General features: G+C 76.3%; 20 protein-coding genes. 8 read left to right on the top strand and 12 right to left on the bottom strand.

Annotation, left to right across the window (positions count from 1 at the left end):
- Positions 1 to 121: 121 nt before the first annotated feature.
- From KRAD_RS13235 to KRAD_RS26595, 3 genes are read right to left on the bottom strand one after another with little or no spacing between them, the layout of a single operon-like run.
- On the bottom strand, positions 122 to 1,168 hold the full coding sequence (locus KRAD_RS13235) for an NAD(P)/FAD-dependent oxidoreductase (RefSeq protein WP_012086129.1): 1,047 nt from the start codon (positions 1,166 to 1,168) through the stop codon (positions 122 to 124).
- Positions 1,165 to 1,602, bottom strand: coding sequence for a DUF3151 domain-containing protein (locus tag KRAD_RS13230; protein ID WP_012086128.1), 438 nt, complete (start codon positions 1,600 to 1,602; stop codon positions 1,165 to 1,167). Before KRAD_RS13230 ends, KRAD_RS13235 begins: the two co-directional genes overlap by 4 nt.
- A 29-nt stretch (positions 1,603 to 1,631) precedes the next feature.
- A complete protein-coding gene (locus KRAD_RS26595; protein ID WP_012086127.1) occupies positions 1,632 to 4,049 on the bottom strand; it encodes an ATP-binding SpoIIE family protein phosphatase in 2,418 nt (805 codons plus the stop codon).
- A gap of 212 nt (positions 4,050 to 4,261) precedes the next feature.
- Between KRAD_RS26595 and KRAD_RS13220 the strand changes: the two genes are divergently transcribed.
- Positions 4,262 to 4,672, top strand: coding sequence for an STAS domain-containing protein (locus KRAD_RS13220; protein ID WP_012086126.1), 411 nt, complete (start codon positions 4,262 to 4,264; stop codon positions 4,670 to 4,672).
- Positions 4,673 to 4,751: 79 nt separating this feature from the next.
- On the opposite strand, the gene fbaA is transcribed toward KRAD_RS13220, so the two are convergent.
- Positions 4,752 to 5,774, bottom strand: coding sequence for a class II fructose-bisphosphate aldolase (fbaA, locus tag KRAD_RS13215; protein ID WP_012086125.1), 1,023 nt, complete (start codon positions 5,772 to 5,774; stop codon positions 4,752 to 4,754).
- A gap of 113 nt (positions 5,775 to 5,887) precedes the next feature.
- On the opposite strand from fbaA, the gene KRAD_RS13210 reads away from it, so the two are divergent.
- A complete protein-coding gene (locus KRAD_RS13210; RefSeq protein ID WP_012086124.1) occupies positions 5,888 to 6,454 on the top strand; it encodes a type 1 glutamine amidotransferase domain-containing protein in 567 nt (188 codons plus the stop codon).
- Positions 6,451 to 7,455 carry a TIGR03557 family F420-dependent LLM class oxidoreductase gene (locus tag KRAD_RS13205; protein WP_012086123.1) on the top strand — a complete coding sequence of 335 codons (1,005 nt, stop codon included), beginning with the start codon at positions 6,451 to 6,453 and terminating at the stop codon, positions 7,453 to 7,455. Before KRAD_RS13210 ends, KRAD_RS13205 begins: the two co-directional genes overlap by 4 nt.
- Positions 7,456 to 7,506: 51 nt before the next feature.
- Here the strand turns inward: KRAD_RS13205 and KRAD_RS13200 are convergent, their stop codons facing one another.
- Together KRAD_RS13200 and KRAD_RS13195 are read right to left on the bottom strand one after the other, a co-directional pair.
- Positions 7,507 to 8,730: an allantoate amidohydrolase gene (locus KRAD_RS13200; protein ID WP_012086122.1), complete on the bottom strand. Its 1,224-nt coding sequence runs from the start codon at positions 8,728 to 8,730 to the stop codon at positions 7,507 to 7,509.
- On the bottom strand, positions 8,723 to 9,847 hold the full coding sequence (locus KRAD_RS13195; protein ID WP_012086121.1) for an FAD-dependent oxidoreductase: 1,125 nt from the start codon (positions 9,845 to 9,847) through the stop codon (positions 8,723 to 8,725). The genes KRAD_RS13200 and KRAD_RS13195 overlap by 8 nt, the downstream gene beginning before the upstream one ends.
- A gap of 176 nt (positions 9,848 to 10,023) precedes the next feature.
- Here KRAD_RS13195 and KRAD_RS13190 point away from each other — a divergent pair, with 176 nt between their 5' ends.
- On the top strand, positions 10,024 to 10,428 hold the full coding sequence (locus tag KRAD_RS13190; protein WP_012086120.1) for a hypothetical protein: 405 nt from the start codon (positions 10,024 to 10,026) through the stop codon (positions 10,426 to 10,428).
- Between the two features lie 12 nt (positions 10,429 to 10,440).
- Here the strand turns inward: KRAD_RS13190 and KRAD_RS13185 are convergent, their stop codons facing one another.
- The 3 genes from KRAD_RS13185 to KRAD_RS13175 all read right to left on the bottom strand — a co-directional run bounded on the left by KRAD_RS13185 (position 10,441) and on the right by KRAD_RS13175 (position 15,259).
- On the bottom strand, positions 10,441 to 13,302 hold the full coding sequence (locus tag KRAD_RS13185) for an FAD-binding and (Fe-S)-binding domain-containing protein (RefSeq protein ID WP_238985748.1): 2,862 nt from the start codon (positions 13,300 to 13,302) through the stop codon (positions 10,441 to 10,443).
- A 62-nt stretch (positions 13,303 to 13,364) separates the two neighbouring features.
- A complete protein-coding gene (locus KRAD_RS13180; protein WP_012086118.1) occupies positions 13,365 to 14,258 on the bottom strand; it encodes an NAD(+)/NADH kinase in 894 nt (297 codons plus the stop codon).
- Entirely contained in the window at positions 14,255 to 15,259 is a 1,005-nt protein-coding gene (locus KRAD_RS13175) for an SPFH domain-containing protein (RefSeq protein WP_012086117.1), read from the bottom strand. Before KRAD_RS13175 ends, KRAD_RS13180 begins: the two co-directional genes overlap by 4 nt.
- Positions 15,260 to 15,353: 94 nt before the next feature.
- Between KRAD_RS13175 and KRAD_RS27560 the strand changes: the two genes are divergently transcribed.
- On the top strand, positions 15,354 to 16,049 hold the full coding sequence (locus KRAD_RS27560; RefSeq protein ID WP_041292083.1) for an NUDIX hydrolase: 696 nt from the start codon (positions 15,354 to 15,356) through the stop codon (positions 16,047 to 16,049).
- Positions 16,050 to 16,056: 7 nt separating this feature from the next.
- Here KRAD_RS27560 and KRAD_RS13165 read toward each other — a convergent pair whose 3' ends face one another.
- The gene (locus KRAD_RS13165; protein ID WP_012086114.1) at positions 16,057 to 16,662 is read right to left on the bottom strand and encodes a maleylpyruvate isomerase family mycothiol-dependent enzyme; all 606 of its coding nucleotides are present in this window, start codon (positions 16,660 to 16,662) and stop codon (positions 16,057 to 16,059) included.
- Between the two features lie 64 nt (positions 16,663 to 16,726).
- On the opposite strand from KRAD_RS13165, the gene KRAD_RS13160 reads away from it, so the two are divergent.
- Genes KRAD_RS13160 through KRAD_RS13150 form a run of 3 tightly spaced genes read left to right on the top strand, consistent with a single transcriptional unit; the run spans position 16,727 to position 19,309 of the window.
- Positions 16,727 to 17,521, top strand: a complete 795-nt coding sequence (locus tag KRAD_RS13160; protein ID WP_012086113.1) for an ABC transporter permease — start codon at positions 16,727 to 16,729, stop codon at positions 17,519 to 17,521.
- Positions 17,514 to 18,332, top strand: coding sequence for an ABC transporter permease (locus tag KRAD_RS13155; protein ID WP_012086112.1), 819 nt, complete (start codon positions 17,514 to 17,516; stop codon positions 18,330 to 18,332). The genes KRAD_RS13160 and KRAD_RS13155 overlap by 8 nt, the downstream gene beginning before the upstream one ends.
- A complete protein-coding gene (locus KRAD_RS13150; RefSeq protein ID WP_012086110.1) occupies positions 18,329 to 19,309 on the top strand; it encodes an ABC transporter ATP-binding protein in 981 nt (326 codons plus the stop codon). The genes KRAD_RS13155 and KRAD_RS13150 overlap by 4 nt, the downstream gene beginning before the upstream one ends.
- A gap of 20 nt (positions 19,310 to 19,329) precedes the next feature.
- On the opposite strand, the gene KRAD_RS13145 is transcribed toward KRAD_RS13150, so the two are convergent.
- Both KRAD_RS13145 and KRAD_RS13140 read right to left on the bottom strand, forming a co-directional pair.
- Positions 19,330 to 20,136 (bottom strand): alpha/beta fold hydrolase, encoded by an 807-nt coding sequence (locus tag KRAD_RS13145; protein WP_012086109.1) that lies wholly within the window; start codon positions 20,134 to 20,136, stop codon positions 19,330 to 19,332.
- Between the two features lie 43 nt (positions 20,137 to 20,179).
- Positions 20,180 to 20,689, bottom strand: coding sequence for a DUF4383 domain-containing protein (locus tag KRAD_RS13140; RefSeq protein ID WP_012086108.1), 510 nt, complete (start codon positions 20,687 to 20,689; stop codon positions 20,180 to 20,182).
- Between the last annotated feature and the right edge of the window lie 107 nt (positions 20,690 to 20,796).

The raw sequence follows: 20,796 nt of genomic DNA, 5'->3' as shown, positions 1-20,796 counted from the left end.
CCCTGCTTCCTTGTGACACGAGTCCGGGTGCGGCTGGCCCGGAGGGGCCACCCGAGACCGGGAGCCGGTGGGCGGTCGCCGCAGACCGCCCCGAGCTTACCGGGTGGTGGCCCCGGGGCGGTCAGCGCGCGAAGCGCGCGGCGAGGTCCCCGCCCAGGGCCGTGCCGGACTCCCACGCCGTCTGCACCTTGGACCGCTCGCCCCAGGCGTCGCCGCAGACACCGGTGCGGCTGACCTCGTCCCACCCGCTGCTGGCCCCGGTGTGCTGGCGCAGGGGGGAGGCCAGCGACCAGCGGTGGGCCCGCGCCCAGGTGGCCTCGGGCGTGGCCGGCACGCCCAGCAGCGGGCCGAGCTCGGCCAGCACCCGCGGCACGATCGCGGCCGGGGCGTCCAGGTGGTCGCTGGAGACGTCGGGGGCGACGTGGGCGACGAGGACGGGGGCGCCGTCCCCGCGCCGGGACCCGTCGTCGCCGAGGAAGACGAGCAGGTCGGAGTCGTTGACGAAGGCGCCGTGGAAGTCCGGCCACCACCGCTGCGGCCACGCCGCGTACACGGCGATGCAGGGGCGCCAGTTCCACCGCGCGGACACGTCCAGCCGGCTGGCGACCATGCGCGGCAGCAGGTCCGCGGCCTGCGGGTCGGGCATCGCGAGCACGACGGCCGCGGCGGGGCGCCCGTCCGCGGTCGGCCCGTCGGGGCCGACGTCGACGGCCTCGACGTCGATGCCGTGCACGACGTCCAGCCGCTCGCGGCCCGGGGGTTCGACCAGGTCGTCCAGCAGCGTGCGCAGCCCCCCGCCCGCGCCCCAGCGCACCGGGCCGGAGGAGGAACCGGTGATCCCGCCGCCGTCGTCGGCGCGCCCGGAGATCGTGGCGAAGGTGTCGGTCCAGGGGTGGGCCAGGCCCCGGGCCTGCCAGTCCGCGACCTGGGCGGCGAAGCCGCCGGACCCGCTCACGGTGAAGTACGACGCCCCGAGGTCGACGACGCGGGTGCCGACGGCCGTCTCGACCCGCCGCCCGCTCATCCGCCCGCCCACGCGGCGGCCGCGGTCGAGGACGCGGACGGGGACCCCGGCGTCGGCCAGCACCCGGGCGCAGGCCAGCCCGGAGATCCCCGCCCCCACGACCAGGACGGGACGTTCGGGGGTCGCCCCGGCGGCGTCGTTCACGAGGGCAGCAGCTCCCGCGCCGCGACGGGGTCGCAGTCGTGGAGGAACGTGGTGCAGCGCACGGCCTCCTCGGTCTCCCCGATGCGCTCCGCGGCCCGCTGCAGGACGGCGAGGGCGCGCAGGAAGCCCCGGTTGGGCTCGTGGGCCCACGGCACCGGGCCGTGGCCGCGCCAGCCCGCGCGCCGCAGCGCGTCCAGCCCGCGGTGGTACCCGGTGCGGGCGAAGGCGTAGGCGGTCACGGCGTCGGTCGTCGTGACCGCCCCGCCCGCGGCCAGCGCGCGCTCGCCCAGCAGCGCCCACGGCAGCGACGCCGCCGGGTGCGCGGCGGCGACCTCGGCGGGGTCGGTCCCGGCGGCCAGCGCCGCGTCGACGGCGGGGATCGCGGGCAGGTGGGTGGGCGGGGGTCCGCCCAGCAGGTTCGTCCCGGTGGCCACGGGGGCCTCCTCTCCTCGTTCTTCGGCGGTCAGTCCTCGGGGGCGGTGGGGATCTCGACCCACACGATCTTCCCCCGGCGGGTGCGGGTGGTCCCCCACCGCCCCAGCGAGGCGACCAGGCGCATGCCGTGCCCGCCGCCGCCGTCGGGGCGGGCCTCGACGACCTGCGGCTCCTCGGGGCTGTCGTCCTCGACCTCCAGGCGCAGCGCGCCGGGCAGGTCGAACAGCCGCAGCCCGACGGTCCCCCAGCCGTGCAGGACGGCGTTGGCGACGAGCTCGGACACGACGATCTCGGCCTGGGGGCCGACCTCCAGGCCCCAGACCGCGCAGGCGCGCAGGGTCGCGTGGCGGGCCTTGCCGATGGAGGAGGGCTCCGAGGGCAGCTGCCAGCGGCGGCGGCGGGGGGTGTCGGCGGTGGGCAGCGGCTCGCCGTCGCGCTCGGACTCCTCGGGGACCCGGACGACGACGATGGCGGTGTCGTCCTCGGGGGTGTCGCCGAGCCCGGCGAGCAGCTCCTCGCCGATGCCGGCCGCGTCGCGGGCCCGGGAGCGGCCGAGGACGTCGACGAGGACCTCGAGGCCGTCGTGCATGGGCCGGGCCCGGGTCTCGATGAGCCCGTCGGTGTAGAAGACCAGGACGTCGCCGGGGGCCAGGGCCCGTTCGCGGGTGGGGCGGGGGCGCTCGCCCAGCCCGACGAGGGTGCCGGTGGCCTCGCTGAGGACCTCCACGCGCCGGGGCTCCCCGTCGGCCGCGCCGCCGCGGCGCAGCAGCGGCGGCAGGTGCCCGGCGCTGGACCAGGCCATCTCCCAGCCGCCGTCGTCGAGGCGCTGCAGGGTGGCGTAGACGAGGCTGGCCATCCGCGCGATCCGCATCCCCCCGGTGAGCTGGTCCACGCGCATCAGGACGCTGGCGGGGTCGTCGAACTCGTGGGCGGCGGAGCGGACGACGGAGCGGATCTGCCCCATGGCGGCGGCGGCCTCGACGTCGTGGCCGACGACGTCGCCGACGACGATCCCCGCGACGTGCTGCCCGCCGGCGCCGGTGCTGCCGGGCAGCACGTCGTACCAGTCCCCGCCGACCTGGGCGTGCTCGACGTTGGAGGAGTAGAACGTCCAGACGTCCAGGCCGTCGATCCCGTCGGCGCCCGTGGGGTCGGGCAGCATGCTGCGCTGCAGCGTCTCGGCCAGGGCGTGCTCCCGTGCGTGCAGCCGCGCGTTCTCCACCAGCAGCCCGGCTCGGCGGGCGGCGCTGGTGAGGACGGTGCGGTCCTCCGGGCCGATCCCGGCGGGGTGCGGGACGACGACGAGGACGCCGACGACGTCCTCCCGTCCGCGCAACGGCAGGGCGAGCGCTCCGGTTCCCGCGGTGAGCCCGGCCAGCCAGGCGCTGGGGGACCCGGCGGGCCGGCCGGCGGCGAGGGAGGCGACGTCGAGGACGTCGGGGGCGTCGGGTCCGGCGGGGTCCAGCAGCGGGTCGGGGCCGTCCTGGCGGGTCCGGGGCAGGCTGCGGCCGAGGAGCCCGTGCAGGTGCGGCCCGTGGGCGACGGCGACCTCGACCTCGGCGCCCGGGCCGCTGGGGCGGTCGCGCAGCAGCAGGACCATGGCGGCGGCGACGACGTGGTCCCCCAGCACCCGCACGATGGCCTGCACGCCGTGGGTGGGGTCGTCCTCGGCGACGACGCCGTCGAGGCGGCGCAGGACCTCCAGCCGGGCGGTGGCGCGGCGCTCGGCGGCGCGGGCGTCGGTGTGCTCCTCCGCGGTGCGGCGGGTGACGTCGGAGTGCCAGGAGACGACGTGGGTGGGCGCGCCGGTGCGGTCGGCGAGGGGGAAGGTGCGCACCTGGTGCAGGAAGGCGGTCCCGTCGGCGCGGTGGTCGAGCAGGGTGAGCGTGGCGGGCCCGTCCCGGCGCGCGGAGCGGTCCAGCTCGGCCAGCGCCGCCTCGTCGCGGGTCCGCACGAGGTGGTGCGGGGAGCGGCCCAGCACCTCCCCGGCCGGGGTGCCGGTGGTGCGGGTGAAGCCGCCGTCGACCCACTCCACGACGAGGTCGTCGCGGTGCAGCGCCGACAGGGCCGTGCCGGGGCCGGCGGCGACGACGTCGCCCGGGGGCGCGCCCGGCTCGGTGGCCTGGGTGTGCACCACGGTGACGAGCAGCTGGTCGCGGCCGGGAACCCGGCCGGCGCTGACCCACAGGTCCCCGGGCAGCCGCTCCCCGGCGGGGGCCTCCCCGCCCTCCAGCCGGTCCCAGACGGGGTGGTCGGGCAGGCCGGCGCACCGGCGGAAGGCGGTCAGGTCCCGCGGGGGCGCCTCGCCGCCGGCCAGGCCGGCCGCGGCCCGGGCCGTCCCGTCGAGGGCCAGCAGCTCCCCCGCGGCGGTGGCCGGGGCCGTGCTCAGCAGGAGCAGCGCAGCGGGCTCGCGCAGCGCCAGGGCCTGCGGGCTGCTGCGGGACATCGGGGGGTGGCTCCTCGTGGTGCTGGGCGTCGCAGGTGCGCGACATCGACGCGGACCTCGGTCGATAGCATGCAGGGGGGTCGTACGGAGCGCGCGTCGAGGGTGGCGGGTGCGAGGGCGGTCCCCCCGCGCGGCCGGAGGTCGCGGGGGACGGACACCCGCTGCCTGTAGAAGCCGGGCACGGCACACAGCGGTCGGACTGCGGAGGACCCATGACGAACGACGCGACACCCCCGGGCGAGGCCCCCCGGGTGCCCCAGGTGCGCTCCGTGGACCCTGGATCGGTGCACGTCCTGTACGAACCGCGGGCGACCCGGGTGGTCCTCACGGGCGAGATCGACGCCGAGCTCGGCCCGGACCTGCTCGAGGCCGCGGAGGACGCGCTCGCCTCGGGCCGGCCGCTGCAGGTGGACGCGCACCACGTGACCTTCATGGACTCGACGGGCCTGGCGTTCCTCGCCCGGCTCGCCTCGCGCTCCAAGGGCCGCCGGGTGACGCTCATCCGCCCGCCGGCGGTGGTGAAGTTCCTCATCGAGACGACGAACATCGTCCAGCTGCTCGACGTCGTGGACGAGGAGCCGGGGCTGTCCACGCCCGACGACGACGAGCCGCAGCCGGCCTGAGCGGCCCCGCGCAGCGAGGAGGCCCGGCCCCCCGAGGGGGACCGGGCCTCCGGCGTCGGCGCGTCACCTCACGCCGGGCTCACTTCACGCTCTTGCCCGCGCTGCGCAGCGCCTGCGCGGCCTCGACGACGCGGGCGGCCATGCCCGTCTCCGCGGCCTTGCCCCACACGCGGGGGTCGTAGGTCTTCTTGTTGCCGACCTCGCCGTCGACCTTGAGGACGCCGTCGTAGTTGCGGAAGACGTGGTCCACGATCGGGCGGGTGAAGGCGTACTGGGTGTCGGTGTCGACGTTCATCTTGATCACGCCGTAGTCGACCGCGTCGCTGATCTCCTGGTCCGAGGAGCCGGAGCCGCCGTGGAAGACGAGGTCGAAGGGCTTGTCCTTGCCGACCCGCGCCCCGACCTGCTCCTGGATGTCCTTGAGGATCTCCGGGCGCAGCTTGACCCCGCCGGGCTTGTAGACGCCGTGCACGTTGCCGAAGGTCAGGGCGGTCAGGTAGCGGCCCTTCTCCCCCGTCCCGAGGGCGTCCACCGTCGCCAGCGCGTCCTCGACGGTCGTGTAGAGCTTGTCGTTGATCTCGTGCGCGACGCCGTCCTCCTCGCCGCCCACGACGCCGATCTCGACCTCGAGGACGATCCTCGCGGCGGCGGCCCGCCCGAGCAGCTCCTGGGCGATGGAGAGGTTCTCCTCCAGCGGCACGGCCGAGCCGTCCCACATGTGCGACTGGAACAGCGGGTCGCGCCCGGACGCCACGCGCTCGGCGGAGATGTCGAGGAGGGGGCGGACGAAGCCGTCCAGCTTGTCCTTCGGGCAGTGGTCGGTGTGCAGGGCGATGTTGACGCCGTAGCCCTTGGCGACGTGGTGGGCGTACTCGGCCAGGGCCTGCGCACCCAGGACCATGTCCTTGACGGTGGTGCCGGAGAGGAACTCCGCCCCGCCGGTGGAGACCTGGACGATGCCGTCGCTCTCGGCCTCGGCGAAGCCGCGGATGGCGGCGTTGAGGGTGATGCTCGAGGAGATGTTGATCGCGGGGTAGGCGAAGGACCCGGCCTTCGCGCGGTCGAGCATCTCGGCGTAGACGTCCGGGGTGGCGATGGGCATGGGGTCTCCTCCGTCTGGCGTCGCTGGCAGGGTGATCCTTCCACGCCCCCCGCCGCGCGCTCGGCGGCCCCTTCCCGGATGCCGACCGGCGCTCGCGGTGCCAGCGTGGGGGCATGACGGACAGTGCGTTGAAGGGCAAGAAGGTCGCGTTCCTCGTCGCCACCGAGGGCATCGAGCAGGTCGAGCTGACCGAGCCGTGGAAGGCGGTGCAGGAGGCGGGCGGCGAGCCCGTGCTCCTCTCCACGAAGGAGGGCACCGTGCAGGCCTTCGACCACCTGGACGCCGCCGACACCTTCCCGGTCGACGTGGTCGTCGACCACGCCAGCCCCAGCGAGTACGCCGCGCTGGTGCTGCCCGGCGGGGTCGCCAACCCCGACGCGCTGCGCACCAGCCTGTCGGCGGTGAAGTTCGTGGGCCAGTTCGCGGCCTCGGTCCGCCCGATCGCGGCCATCTGCCACGCCCCGTGGACCCTGGTCGAGGCGGACGTGGTGAAGGGGCGGCGCCTGACGTCGTGGCCCTCGCTGAGGACGGACCTGCGCAACGCCGGGGCGGAGTGGGTCGACGAGGAGGTCGTCGTGGACCGCAACGGTCCCGGCCCGCTCATCACCAGCCGCAACCCCGACGACCTGCCCGCGTTCAACCGGGTCCTCGTCGAGACCCTCGCGGAGGTGACCGCGTGAGCGCCGTCGGCATCGGCTACACCTGCATGAGCGAGCAGTCCGACCCGCGCTGGCTGGTGCGCGACGCGCTGGCCGCCGAGGAGGCCGGCTTCGACACGATCGTCTTCTCCGACCACGCCTCGCCGTGGCTGACGACCCAGGGCCACGCCCCCTACGCGTGGTCGGTGCTGGGGGCGGTGGCCGCGACGACGTCGCGGGTGGAGCTCATGACGTACGTGACCTGCCCGACGGTCCGGTACCACCCGGCGATCGTCGCGCAGAAGGCCGCGACGGTGCAGATCCTCTCCGAGGGGCGCTTCGTCCTGGGCCTGGGTTCGGGGGAGAACCTCAACGAGCACGTCGTGGGCCAGGGGTGGCCGGCGGTCGAGGAGCGCCAGGACATGCTCGTCGAGGCGTGCGAGATCATCTCCAACCTCTTCGACGGGGAGCTGCTCACCTACGCCGGGGACTACTTCCGGGTGGACTCCCACCGGCTGTGGGACGTGCCCGAGCACCGGGTCCCGATCGCGGTCGCCATCAGCGGCGAGAAGTCCGCGACGCGGTTCTCCCCGCTGGCCGAGCACGCGATCGCGGTGGAGCCGGAGGCCGCGCTGGGGGCGTGGGACGCCGCCCGCGAACCCGGGCAGACCCCGAGCCGCAAGATCGGCCAGATGCCGGTGAGCTGGGACGCCGACCGCGACACCGCCATCGCTCGCGCCCACGAACAGTTCCGCTGGTTCGCCGGCGGCTGGAAGGTGAACGCCGACCTGCCGACCACCGCGGGTTTCGCGGGGGCGACGCAGTTCGTCCGCCCCGAGGACGTCGCGGGGAAGATCCCGTGCGGCAACGACGTGGACGCGATCGTCGAGGCCGCGTCGGCGTACTTCGAGGCCGGGTTCACCGACCTCGCCCTGGTGCAGATCGGGGGCGAGCACCAGTCGGAGTTCCTCCGCGTCGCGCAGAGCGAGATCATCCCGGCGCTGCGCGAGGCCGCCGGCAGCGACGACCCCTCCCCCAGCTGACCCCGTTCCCGGGCTGGGCCCCTGGGGGGCCCCGGCCCGGGACGCAGCGGGTCAGCGCAGGAGGTCGGCCAGGACGTCGGCGAGGGCCACCGACCCGGCCTCGGCGTCGTCGTCGGTGCAGAACTCCTCCGGGGAGTGCGACACCCCGGTGGGGTTGCGGGTGAAGAGCATCGCCGTGGGCACGTGCGCGGCCAGCACCCCCGCGTCGTGACCCGCCCCCGTCGCCAGCGCCGGCACTCCGCCCAGCGTCGCGCCCAACCGCCGCGCCAGCGCGGGGTCGAAGTCGACGGTGGGGCTGAGGGACTCCTCGCGCACGTCCACGGTGCACCCCTCCCCCGCGGCCAGCTCCACGGCCCACCGGGAGATCTCCGCGACGACCGCGGCCGTCACCGCGTCGTCGGGGTGGCGGACGTCCAGCCACAGGTCGACGCGGGAGGCGATGACGTTGGTCCCGCCCGGGACCGGCTGCAACCGCCCCACCGTCGCGCGGGTGCCGGGGTTCGCGGCGGCGACCTCGCGGACGGCGACGACCACCCGGGAGGCGGCCAGCAGCGGGTCGCGGCGGTCGTCCAGCAGGGTCGTCCCGGCGTGGTTGCCCTGGCCGTGGACGCTGAACCGCCAGCGGCCGTGGCCGAGGATCGAGGACGCGACAGCCACAGGAGCGTCGAGGTCGACCAGCCCGCGGCCCTGCTCGACGTGCAGCTCGACGAAGACGCCGATCCGGGCCAGCGCCTCCTCGTCGCGGCCGAACCCGGCGGGGTCGAGACCGGCGCGGCGGGCCACGTCGGCGAACGTGTTCCCGTCGGGGTCGGTGAGGTTCAGCGCCCGTTCGGCGGTGACGGCGCCGGTGAGCAGGCGCGAGCCGAGGCAGGCGACGCCGAAGCGGGAACCCTCCTCCTCCGGGAACACCGCCAGGCCCAGCGGCCGGGCGGGTTCGACGCCGCGTCCGCGCAGCAGGTCCAGCGCCCGCAACGCCGAGGCGACCCCCAGGGGCCCGTCGAACGCGCCTCCGCCGGGGACGGAGTCGAGGTGGCTGCCGGTGACGACGGCCCCCTCCAGCGGGAGACCGGCGGGGTTCCACCAGGCCCAGACGATCCCGTTGCGGTCGGTCTCCGGTTCCAGGCCGCGAGCGGTGAGTTCCGCCTCGTACCAGGAGACGAGGTCGCGCTCGGCGGTGGAGAACACCGGCCGGGAGTAGCCCCCGCGGACGGCGTCGCGCCCGGTGCCGGCGATCGCGGCGAGCAGCCCGCCGGTCGCGGTGGTGGGCTCAGCCACGGGCCACCCCCACCCGGAACCGCTCCGGCACCGACCCGGTGCCCAGGGCGACGTCGGCGGCGACCTCCCCGAGCAGCGGCGCGAACTTCGCCCCGTGCCCGGAGCACGGCGAGAGCACCGTCACCCCCTCGGCCCCGTCGACGACGAAGTCCTCCGTCGGGGTGCTGGTGAACAGGCAGGTCGTCTCGGCGTAGGGCTCCGGTTCCAGGCCGGGCAGGAACCGGCGGACGTGGTCGACGACCCGGGCCCGGTTGGCCGGGTCGACGACGCCGGTGCGCGCGGCGGCCGAGGGCAGGACGCGACCCCCGTTGAACTCGGCGACCTTCTGACCGCGGAACCCCGCGTCGCGCCCGCCGGGCAGGGCGTAGACGCTGAGGTCTTCGTCCTCGTGGATGAGCGCGGGCCAGTCGGCGCCGGCGTCGCGGTACGGGAAGTGGAACGCGTTCTCCTCGCGCACCTCCAGGCGCGGGAACGCGGCCAGGAACCCCGCCGGCAGCGGCAGGTCCCCCAGCAGGTCCGGCAGCCAGCCCCCGGCGCTCACCACGACCCGCCCGGCGCTCAGGGTGCGGCCGTCGGCGGCGTGGGCGGTGAACCCCGCCCCCGTGCGTTCCAGCCGCTGCAGGGGCCAGCCGGTGAGGACCTCCGCGCCCCCGGCCCGCGCGGCGGCGACCATCGTCCGCACGGTCGTCTCGGCGTCCAGGACCCCGCCGGCGGCGTGGTGCAGGACGTCGGTGTCGACGGCGACGTGCGGCCAGCGCTCGCGGGCCTGCTCGCGCGGCACCAGCTCGTGCTCGACGCCGGCCGCGGCCAGCACCGCGGCGAGACCGTGCGGGTCGCGCCGCGCACCGAAGTCCAGCGCGCCGCAGCGGATGACGAGCGCAGCCCCGTGCCGCGCCTCCAGTTCCGCCCAGCCGGGTTCCGAGGCCGCGACCAGGTCGACGTAGGTCCGCTCCGGGTAGGCGTAGCGGAAGATGCGCGCCGAGCCGTGCGAGCTGCCCTGCGCGGAGGCCGGGACGTCGCGCTCGACGAGGGTCACCGAGCACCCGCGCTCGGTCAGCCGCCAGGCCGCCGAGGCGCCGGCCAGCCCGGCGCCCACGACGAGGAACTGCGAACTCACGGGACGCCCTCCGCACGACGGTCCGGCCGCGCGGGGACCCGGCGGCCGCGACCAGTGTGCCCCGTCCGGACGCGCGGGGTGGCGCGGGCCGCCCCGGAGCGGGTACGGTCCCCGCCACGGTGAACCCGCGCCCGGGGGCTTCGTCCCCCGGACCTGCCGAGTGCGCGGGTCGTTCCTTGCACAGCCACACGCCGCTGACCCCGGTCAGCCTGCGCCGCTTCCTCGTCCTCCCCGTCCTGCTGCACGTGCGGGAACTCACCCGCGGCCGGCCCCGTCCCGCGGTCGGCGAGGACATCACCTGGTTCCTGCGCGAACGCCCCGACGACGGCGCTCCCCGCCCACCGGGGGCGGGAACCCTGCACGCCTCCTACGACCCGTGGGGCGACGCGCCCGCGACCCGGGGTTTCCCCGTCCGGGTGCAGGTGGTGGGCTGGGCGCTGCGCGGGCCCGCCGACGACCGCCGCCCCGTTCCCGGGACGGCGGAGCTGCGCGACGTCCACCGCCCGCCGGGGCGGTTCCCGAACGGGCGGGACCGCCGCGAGACGCACCTGCTCGTCGACCTCGCCGTCCGCCGGACCTGACGGGGCGCGGGGTCAGTCCTCCGGCAGCGCCCCGGCGAGGAGTTCCGCGAGGTGCTTGGGGCGGACCCCGGTGAGGTTGTCGGACTGGGTGCGGCAGGAGTAGCCGTCGGCCACCACGACCGCGTCGCCGCGCCCCTGGATCGCGGGCAGGAACGCGTGCTCGGCGACCTTCACCGACACGTCGTAGTGGCCCTCCTCCGCGCCGAAGTTCCCGGCGAGGCCGCAGCAGCCGGACAGCACCTGCGCCTCGACCCCGGCCTTGGCCAGCAGCCTCGCGTCGGGGGAGAACCCCATGACGGCGTGCTGGTGGCAGTGCGGCTGGACGACGGCCTTCTGGTCCACGCGCGGGGGGATCCAGTCGGGACGCTGCTCGGCGATGAGTTCGGCCAGCGTCTTGACCCGGTGCTCCAGGGCGTGCGCGCGGGGGTCGTCGGGCAGCAGTTCCGCGGCGTCGTCGCGCAGCAGCGCGGTGCAGGAGGGTTCCAGCCCGACGACGGGGACGTCCGAGGTCCCCAGCGCGTCGAGGGAGGAGCGCAGCTGCCGCTTGGCCCCGTCGAGCTGCCCGGTGGACACCCACGTCAGGCCGCAGCACACCTGCTTCCCGGTGAGCCGCACCGAGAACCCGAGGTGCTCCAGCAGCTTCACCGCGGCCTTCCCCACCTCGGGGGAGAAGTTCTCGGTGAAGGAGTCCACCCACAGCAGGACGGGTTCGCCCGCGCGCTCGGGGCGCTTCGCGAACCAGGCGCGGAACGTCTCCTCGGCGAACTCCGGCAGCGGCCGGTGCTGGTCCACCCCGCCGACCGCGCGCGCGGTCCAGGCCAGCGCGGGGACCGAGGTGAGGGCGTTGACGACCTTGGTGACGGCGCCGTGGACGGTGGCGATCCGCGACCAGCGCGGCAGCCAGCCCAGCAGGTAGTGGTTCATCGGCCGCAGCCGGCCGGCGTAGAACTTGTCGAGGAACTCCGCCTTGTAGGTCGGCATGTCCACCCCGGTGGGGCAGTCCGCGCTGCACCCCTTGCAGGACAGGCAGAGGTCGAGGACGTCCTTGACCTCCTGGGACTTCCACCCGTCGGTGACGAGGGTCCCGTTGACCATCTCCTGCAGCAGCCGGGCCCGGCCGCGGGTGGAGTCCTTCTCGTCGCCGGTGGCGAGGTAGCTGGGGCACATGACCCCGCCGGAGTCGGCGCGGCACTTGCCGACGCCGACGCAGCGGTGCACCGCGCGGGTGAGGTCGCCCCGGTCGGCGGAGTAGGCGAACTTCGTCGGCATGCCCAGGGCGTGGGCGGGGCGGGAGGCGGGCACGCGCAGGTCGGCGGCGACGTCGGCGGGGCGGACGATGATCCCGGGGTTGAGCAGGTCGGACGGGTCGAAGGCCCGCTTGACCTCCTCGAACGCGGCGATGGCCTCGCCGTCGTACATCAGCGGCAGCAGGCCGCCGCGGGCGCGGCCGTCGCCGTGCTCGCCGGAGAGGGACCCGCCGTGCCGGGCGACGAGGCGGGCGGCGTCCTCGAGGAACGCCTTCGCCGCCGCGCCCCCGCCGTCCTCGTAGAGGGGGAAGTCGATGCGGACGTGGATGCAGCCGTCGCCGAAGTGCCCGTAGGCCAGGCCGTCGACGCCGTGGGAGGCCATGAGCGCGTCGAACTCCCGCAGGTACTCCCCCAGCCGCGCGGGCGGGACGGCGGCGTCCTCCCAGCCCGGCCACGCGGGCAGCCCCTCGGGCGAGCGCCCGGCCAGGCCGGCGCCGTCCTCGCGGATGCGCCACAGCTTCCGCGCCTCCGCGGCGGTGGGGATGATCACGGAGTCCAGCGCCCGGGAGTCGAGGACCATCGCCTCCGCGGCGGCGAGGGACTCCTCGGGGGTCTCCCCGCCCATCTCGACGAACAGCCAGCCGTCGCCGCCGGGCAGGCCCTCGACGGAGCCGCCGCGGCGCACGACGATGTCGGCGAGGCGGCGGTCGATGCCCTCCACGGCCAGCGGCGCGTGCTCCAGCAGCGCGGGGGTGGCGTCGGCGGCCTCGTGCATGGAGGGGTAGCCGAGGACGACGAACGTCGTGGACGGGGACTGCCGGACCAGCCGCACCCGCGCGCGCAGGATCGTGGCGAGGGTGCCCTCGGAGCCGGTGAGCAGGCGGGCGAGGGCGGTGCCGGTGGGGCCGCCGGTCTCGGGCAGCAGGTGCTCCAGGGCGTAGCCGGAGACCTGGCGCCCGAAGGTGCCGAAGCCGGTGCGGATGGTGGCGAGGTGGCGGGAGGCGACGCCGCGCAGCTCGTCGAGGAGGTCGGCGGGCGGGGCGTCGGTCCACCAGCGGCGGCCGTGCCCGTCGAGGACCTCCAGGGCGACGACGTTGTGCGAGGTGCGCCCGTAGGCCAAGGCGTGCGAGCCGCAGGCGTCGTTGCCGATCATCCCGCCGACGGTGCAGCGGGCGTGGGTGGAGGGGTCGGGCCCGAAGCGCAGGCCCAGCGGCGCGGCCTCGCGCTGGAGGTCGTCGAGGATGACGCCGGGTTCGATGAGCGCGGTCATCGACTCCGCGTCGATCTCCAGGACGCGGTTCAGGTGGCGGGAGAAGTCGAGGACGACGCCCTCGCCGACGGCGTTGCCGGCCACCGAGGTCCCGGCTCCGCGGGAGGTGAAGGGGACCCCGAGGCGGGCGCAGACCGCCCAGACGGCTTCGACGTCCTCGGCGGTGCGGGGGAAGACGACGACCTGCGGCACGACGCGGTAGTTGGAGGCGTCGGTGGTGTACTCGGCGCGGCGCCGGGTGGAGGCGTCCACGACCCCGGAGGCGGGGTCGACGCCGAGAGCGGTGCGCAACGCGGTCAGCAGGTCCGCACCGGCGGCCTGGGCGGCCTGGGCGCGGGTCTCGTCGATCAGGGTCACGAGAACAGTGTGCCGCCGCCGGGGCGGTGCTCCGGCCGCCGCGCGCGTCCGTGCGACCGGGGTCACAGCAGGGCGAGGCGGCGGGGGCTGACCCCAACGCGCAGGCGCATCCCGCGGGTCAGCAGCAGGCGGTCCTCCTCGAGGCCGTCGCCGAAGACGACGAGCTCGTCGGAGAGGACGTCGAGGGTCAGCTCGTCCTCGCCGGGGACCGCGGGGAGGGCGCCGGCGACGAGGTCGGCGCCGGTGGTGCGCGAGGGCCACGCCTCGCGCACGAACCAGGCCAGCGCGGGGTCGGTGGGGCCGGGGAGCACCGCTCCCCCGCGGGCGCGGGCCAGCGAGGCCAGCCAGCCGGTGGCGCCGGTGCCGGTGCCGACGACGACCCCGCTGGAGGCCTGCTCCTCGCGCCCGCCGGGGCAGCCGAGGACGTAGCGGGCGGTCTGGTGGCTGCGGTGCCCGACGTAGACCTCGTTGAGGGCGTGCAGCTCCTGCCCGTCGTCGGTGACCGCGCGCACCATCGTCCGCTGCTCGCAGGCGGCGGCGTCGGGGACGCTGCGCCGCAGCAGGTCGGGGACGTCCCCGGGCCGGTGGCGGACGAGGACCCCGGCGTGGCGGGCGGGGTCGGGGTCGACGCCGAGGACGACCTGGCCGGAGAGGTGCTTGGCGACGTTGGCCACCAGGCCGTCCTGCCCGACGACCACGACGACGTCCTCGGGGGCGAAGAGGAAGCGGGGCAGGTCCTCGCGTTCGAGGGTCCCGCTGCGCCAGTCCGGCGGGACGGCGGCGGCGACGGCGGCCAGGGCGGCGCGCTGGCGCTCGTCGGCGGCCTCGAGGTCGTCGAGGGTCTGGCCGCGGGTGCGGAGGAAGAACTCCGCGGCCCCGCGGGTGCCGTGGCGGGCGAGGACGTCGGCGTAGGGGGTGCGCCGGTGCACGAGCACCGCGCGGGGGGCCAGGCTCACCGCGCACCGCCGGCGGCGAGCCGGGTGAGGGCGCCGGTGACGACGTCCGGGGTGAGGACGAGGGTCCCCACGTCCGGCAGCTGCCCGGCGAACTCGCGCAGGGCGAGGGTGAGCAGGACCTCGGGCGGGGTGCCGGCGAGGGCGGCGACCCGGGCGGCCTCGGCCCCGGCGTCGGCCTCGCCCTGCAGGCGGGTGGCGGTGGCGTGGGCGAGGGCGAGGCGTTCCTCCCGCTCGGCCTCCGCCGTGGCGCGGACGGTGTCGGCGGCGGCGGCCTCCTCGGCGGTGCGGCGCTGGTTGGCCCCGCGCTGGGCGACGAGCTGCTCCTCGCGGCGGGCGAGCTCGATCTGGTTCTGCAGCTCGTTCTCGCTGATGGCGCGCTCGCGCTCGACGGCGAGCGCCCGGCGCTGCGAGGTGGCGCGGTCGGCCTCGGTCTGGAGCTGCTCGCGGGTGGGGGTGGCCAGCGCCTTCTCGACGTCGGGGGCGGGGCGGACGGCGACGACGCGGGCGTCGACGAGGGCGAGGCCGGTCTGGGCGAGGCGGCTGTCGGCGGTGAGCCCGGCGGTGATGCGCTCGCGGGTGAGGGCGACGCCGGTGACGAGGACCTCGCGCAGCGGGAGCTGGGCGAGGACGTCGAGGACGTGCTGCTGGGCGGTCTCGGTGAGCAGGCCGGCGAGCTGCTGGAGGGGGGCGCCGAGCCAGCGGCCGGTGGTGGCGTCGAGGGAGAAGTCGACGCGGGTGGCGGCGAGCTCGGGGTCCTCGACGCGGAAGGTGACGGTGGCCTGGACGGTGACGTCGACGAAGTCGGCGGTGCGGGCGTGCAGGACCAGCGGCAGCTCGCGGTCGTCGACGGGCACCTCGGACAGGCTCGCCGACAGCGGCCGGAACCAGAACGCCTGCCCGGTGCCGGAGTGGGCGAGCTTGCCGCGGCGGTGGTGCACGACGTGGGTGGTGGGGGTGCTGCGCAGGTGGCGGGCGAAGGGGTAGCGGGTGATGTCGGCCATGTCGTCCTCCGGGGTCGATTGTTGTCGTCGAGATGACGATAAGCCTGCACCTCCCCTAATCGTCAAGTCGACGACAAGGCGTTAGGCTGATCCGGTGGAGTTCCCCCCGGTGGCCGTGACCGTCGACCTCGTCGTGCTGACCGTCCGCGACGACGGCTCCGGGCCGGCGCTGGCCGTCCTGCTCGTCGAGCGCGGCGAGGAACCCTTCCTGGGCCGGTGGGCCCTGCCCGGCGGGTTCGTCCGCCCCGACGAGGACCTGCCCGGGGCGGCCGCGCGCGAACTGGCCGAGGAGACCGGGCTGCCCCGCGGTTCGGTGCACCTGGAGCAGCTCGCCAGCTACGGCACCCCCGACCGCGACCCCCGCCAGCGCGTCGTGACCGTCTGCTACCTGGCCCTGGCCCCCGACCTGCCCACCCCCCGCGCCGGCACCGACGCCGCCGACGCGCGCTGGGTCCCCGTCGCGCGCGCCGGCGTCGACCCCGGGCCCCTCGCCTTCGACCACGACCGCCTGCTGGCCGACGCCGTGGAACGCGCCCGCGCCAAGCTGGAGTACACGCCGCTGGCGACCGCCTTCTGCGCGGAGGAGTTCACCGTCGCCGAGCTCCGCCGCGTCTACGAGGCGGTGTGGGGCACTCCCCTGGACCCGCGGAACTTCCACCGCAAGGTCACCGGCGCCAGCGGTTTCCTCGAACCCACCGGCGCCACCACGACCCGCGACGGCGGCCGCCCCGCCCGGGTGTTCCGCCGCGGGCCGGCGACGGCGCTGCACCCGCCCCTGCTGCGGTCCTGACCCGGCCTCAGAGCACCGACGTCCCGGGCGCGGTCCGCCCGGTCGCGGCGAGCAGCAGCGCCCCCGCGCGGCCCCCGGCGAGCGCCAGCGCGGTCACGAGGTCCAGGGCCGCCCGCGCCGCCCGGGGCGGCGGTTCGGCGGGCAGCCCCAGCGCGGTGGCCAGGTCGGTGGTGTGGACGACGAGCTCGAAGGTGCGCGTGGGCAGGTAGTCGCGCAGGCGCATGCCCCCCGCGATCGTCGTCAGCCGCTCCTCCCCCGAGCGGGCGGCGACCAGCGGCACGACGCGGGCCGCGAGCGCGGCGACGGCCGCGGCCGGGTCCGCCCCCAGCGCGGCCCCGGCGTCGCGGCCGCGCTGGGCGACCCCGGGCCCGGCGGCGAGCGCGCTCGTGGCGCGGAAGTACCCGACGGCGGAGTCCACCTCGACCGCGGCAGCGGGCTGGGCCAGGTAGGTCTCGACGGTGGTGAGGCTGCGGCTGGTGTGCCCGACGAGGGCGCGCACGTCCCACTCGCCCAGACCCGGCCGGTCCCAGCGCTCCCCCACGAGGGCCGTGGTGCGCACGAACCAGTCCGCGGCCTCGGCGAACGCGTCGACGGAACTCCCCGCGGTGTCCACGGCCCCGAGGCTAGCGCCGGCGGCCCCCTGACAGCGGGCCCGGCGCGGACTAGGGTCGAACCCCGTGTCCGCCTACCCCGCCCTCCTCGCGGCGGGGTTCCGCAGGTACTCCACGTACCGGGCCGCGACCGCGGCCGGCGCCCTGGCGAACTCCGTGTTCGGCGCGGTCAAGGCGGCCGTCCTGGTGGGCACCGTGGGTTCCGCCGGGGGCGCCGTCGCCGGGTACGACCCCGCGCAGGCCGCCACCTTCGCCTGGGTCACCCAGGCCCTGCTGGCCCCCGTCGCCGTGTTCGCCGACGACGAGGTCGCCCGCCGGGTCCGCACCGGCGACATCGCCGTCGACCTGGCCCGCCCCGTCGACCCGCAGCTCGCCGCGTGGGCGGGGGACCTGGGCCGCGCGGCGTTCACCCTCCTGCCCCGCGGGCTGCCCCCGCTGCTCCTGGGCGCCCTCACGACCGGGCTCTCCCTGCCGGGCGCTCCGGCGCCCTACGTCCTGGGGCTGCTCTGCACCGCGGTCGCGGTCTCGGTGTCGTTCGCGGCGCGCTGGCTGGTGAACCTCACCGCGTTCTGGCTCACCGAGATCCGGGGGGTCCTGGTGCTCTACACGGTCCTGGCCACGGTGCTGACGGGGCTGGCGGTCCCGGTCGCCTGGTTCCCGCCGTGGCTGGGTTCCCTCGCGGCCGCCACCCCGTTCCCCTCGATGCTGCAGACCCCGATCGACGTCCTGCTCGCCCGCGCCACCGGCGCGGAGGCGCTGCGGCTGCTCGGGGTCCAGCTCGGCTGGCTCGCGGGGCTGCTGCTGGCGGGGCGGGTGCTGCTGCGGGCCGGGGCGCGCCGGCTGGTGGTGCAGGGTGGCTGAGACCGGCGGCGCCGGTGCCGTGGCCGCGTACCGGGCGGTCCTGGCCTCCCGGGTCCGCGCCCAGCTCAGCTACCGCACCTCCTTCGCCGCCGACCTGGCCTCCAACGTCGGGATCGGGGTCAGCGAGTTCGCCACCCTCTACGTCGTGTTCTCGCAGGTCCCCACCCTCGGCGGGCTCGACGTCTGGCAGGCCTCGCTCGTGTTCGCCCTCGCCAACGTGACGTTCGCCCTGGCCGACCTGCTCGTCGGGCACCTCGACACCCTCCCCGCCCACCTGCGCAGCGGGACCCTCGACGCGTTCCTGCTGCGGCCGATGCCCGTGCTGGCGCAACTGGTCACCTCCGACGTGTCGCTGCGCCGGGCGGGCCGGGTCCTCGTCGGCGTCGTGGTCCTGGCCGTCGCGTGGCCGCGCACCGGGATCGCCCTGGACGCCCGCGCGCTGGGGCTGCTGGCCGTGGCGCTGGTGGGGGGGACGGCGATCTTCTGCGCCGTGTTCGTCCTCGCGGGGGCCTGCCAGTTCTGGCTGCTGGACGGGCGGGAGGCGGTGAACAGCATCACCTACGGCGGCGCCAACGCCGCCCAGTACCCGTCGTCGCTGTACGGCGCCCCGCTGCGGTGGCTGTTCTGCTACGTCGTCCCCACGGCGTTCGTCGCCTACCTGCCCGTGCTGGTCCTCATCGGCGAACCTGGTCCTCCCGGGCTGCCGTCCTGGCTGGGCTGGACCTCCCCGCTGGCCGCGCTCGCGCTGGGGGCGGCGGCGCTGCTGCTGTGGCGCGCCGGGTTGCGCCGCTACACCGGGAGCGGGTCGTGAACCCCGCGCTGGAGGTCACCGACCTGGTGCGGGAGTACGTCGTGCGCGAGAAGGGCGAAGGGCGGTTCCGCCGGCGCCGGCGCGTCGTGCGCGCCGTGGACGGGTTGTCGCTGCGCGTCGAACCCGGCGAGGCGGTGGGTCTCATCGGGGCCAACGGCGCGGGCAAGTCCACGACGGTGAAGCTGCTCACCGGCATCCTCGTGCCCACCGCCGGGACCGTCCGCACCTGCGGCCTGGACCCCGTCGCCCGCCGCCGCGACCTCGCCCGCCGCATCGGGGTCGTCTTCGGCCAGCGCAGCCAGTTGTGGTGGGACCTGCCGCTGGCCGAGTCGTTCCGGCTGCTGGCCGCGATCCACCGGCTGCCCGCCGCGGTCTGGCGGCCGCGGCTGGACGAGCTCGACGCACGCCTCGACCTGGGCGGGTTCCTCACCACCCCGGTGCGGCAGCTCTCGCTGGGGCAGCGGATGCGCGGGGAGGTCGCCGCCGCGCTCCTGCACTCCCCCGAGCTGCTGCTCCTGGACGAACCCACCATCGGCCTCGACGTGGTCTCCAGCGAGCGGTTGCGCCGGTTCCTGCGGGCCGAGCGGGCCGAGCGCGGGACGACGCTGCTGCTCACGACCCACGACATGGGCGACGTGGAGCGGTTGTGCGAGCGCGTCCTCGTCGTGGAGGCCGGGCGCGCCGCCTACGACGGCGACCTGCCCGGTCTCGTGCGGCGGGTGGGTGCCCGGCGGGTGCTCGTCGTCGACCTGCGCGAACCCGGTCCCGCCCTGAGCGTCCCGGGGGCGGAACTCCTGGGGGTGGAGGCCGACGGCCTGCGGCAGCGGTTCGCGTTCTCCCCCGAGGAGACGACCGCCGCCGCGGTGCTGGCCGAGGTGTCGCGCCGGGCCGGGGTCCGCGACCTGTCGGTGGAGGAACCCGGCATCGCCGACGTGCTGCGGCAGCTGCACGGGGACGTCCCGCCCGCCCCCCGGTGACGCGGGACGGCGGGGGACCCTCAGCGCAGGAACGCGGCGACGGCCGCGGCGAAACCGGGATCGGTCAGGGCCGCGCCGTGGTCGCCGCGGACCAGCTGCGACCGGGCACCGGGGACGGCCGCGGCGAGGACCTCGGGCCGGCGGGCCAGCGGGTCGGCGTCCCCGGCGAGGACGAGCGTCGGTGCGGTGACGGCCGCGAGGTCCAGCGGCCGGTCGTGCACGGCGTCGGCCTGGGCGGCCAGGGCGAGCAGGTCGTTGCCCGTCCCCTCGGCGAACTCCCGGAACCCGCGCACCACCGGGTCGAGGTCACCGGGGTCCCGCGCGCGCAGGGCCGCGGCGAGCGCCGCGGCGGGCAGGACGCGGGTGTCGACGCCGCCGAGCTCGGCGAGGCCGGCCCCGACCCCGGCCAGGACGAGGCGGTGCACCCGGGCGGGACGGGTGGAGGCGACGAGCGCGGAGACGACGGCGCCCATCGAGTAGCCCACGAGGTCGACGTCGTCGACGCCGAGGGCGTCGAGCACCTCGACGACGTCGGTGGCCATGCGGGCCTCGCCGTAGCGGGCCGGGTCGTGCGGGGCCTCGGACTCCCCGTGCCCGCGGGCATCGGGGGCGAGCACCCGGCGACCGGCGGCCCGCAGCGCCCGGGGGACGCCGGAGCGGGGCCACTCGAGAGACGCGCTGGCGCTGAAGCCGTGGTGCAGCACCACCGGGCGGCCCGCCCCGTCCCACTCGTGGACGGCGACGGTCACCCCGTCGGAGGTGCGCACCCGGTGGGTGCGGGACGCGGGTTCCGGAGCGGGTTCCGGGGTGGGCTCCAGGGGTTCCACGCTCAGCCCTCCCGCGCGGGGGAACCCGCCCGGGAGGACGCCCTCACTGGATGTCGCCGCCGGCGGTCGGGCCGGCGTAGGTCGCGGCCGTCGCGTTCGACTGGCGGCGCGGCATGACCAGCCCGAGCAGCACCATGCCGAGGCCCAGCACCAGGTGCAGCCAGTCGTCGGCGGTGTTCAGCGGGACGAAGTTCGCGCTGCTGGTCTCGGGCACGACCATCCCGTAGATCCACAGCCCCAGGTAGGCGACCCCGCCGACGAGGAGGAACATCCGGGCCGCGGCCGTGGCGCGCGAGGCGAGGACGCCGAGCACCCCGAGGGCCAGGTGCAGGAGGTTGTGCAGCACCGACACCTGGAAGATGCCGAGCAGCATCGCCGACGAGTGGTGGCCGGCGCCGGCCATGTCGCCGTAGTTCGTCGTGATGCCGGGGATGAAACCCATCACCCCGACGAGGATGAAGGCCGCTCCCACCACCAGCGAGGTCAGGGCGACCGGCGAGCGGTGGACGGAGAGGCCGGAGTCGGTGGACCTCTTGGAACGCGTGGTGCTCATGCTGTTCTCCTGACGCGGGACGGGGGCTCCCGGGAGGGGCGTCGGGCCGTGCGCTCGACCTGTTCTCCACGGTAGGCACCTCCGCGCCTCCCGCCACCCGGGGCGCG

The sequence above is a fragment of the Kineococcus radiotolerans SRS30216 = ATCC BAA-149 genome, from assembly GCF_000017305.1.
In the GTDB taxonomy this organism is placed as follows: domain Bacteria; phylum Actinomycetota; class Actinomycetes; order Actinomycetales; family Kineococcaceae; genus Kineococcus; species Kineococcus radiotolerans.
Note: the sequence above shows the minus strand (reverse complement) of the source record. Positions and strands in the feature narration are given on the sequence as shown.

Coding starts and splice junctions, on each gene's coding strand:
- KRAD_RS26595 (WP_012086127.1), bottom strand. CDS start 4,049: ATGTCCCGCAGCAGCCCGCAGGCCCTGGCGCTGCGCGAGCCCGCTGCG.
- KRAD_RS13220 (WP_012086126.1), top strand. CDS start 4,262: ATGACGAACGACGCGACACCCCCGGGCGAGGCCCCCCGGGTGCCCCAG.
- fbaA (WP_012086125.1), bottom strand. CDS start 5,774: ATGCCCATCGCCACCCCGGACGTCTACGCCGAGATGCTCGACCGCGCG.
- KRAD_RS13210 (WP_012086124.1), top strand. CDS start 5,888: ATGACGGACAGTGCGTTGAAGGGCAAGAAGGTCGCGTTCCTCGTCGCC.
- KRAD_RS13175 (WP_012086117.1), bottom strand. CDS start 15,259: ATGGCCGACATCACCCGCTACCCCTTCGCCCGCCACCTGCGCAGCACC.
- KRAD_RS13140 (WP_012086108.1), bottom strand. CDS start 20,689: ATGAGCACCACGCGTTCCAAGAGGTCCACCGACTCCGGCCTCTCCGTC.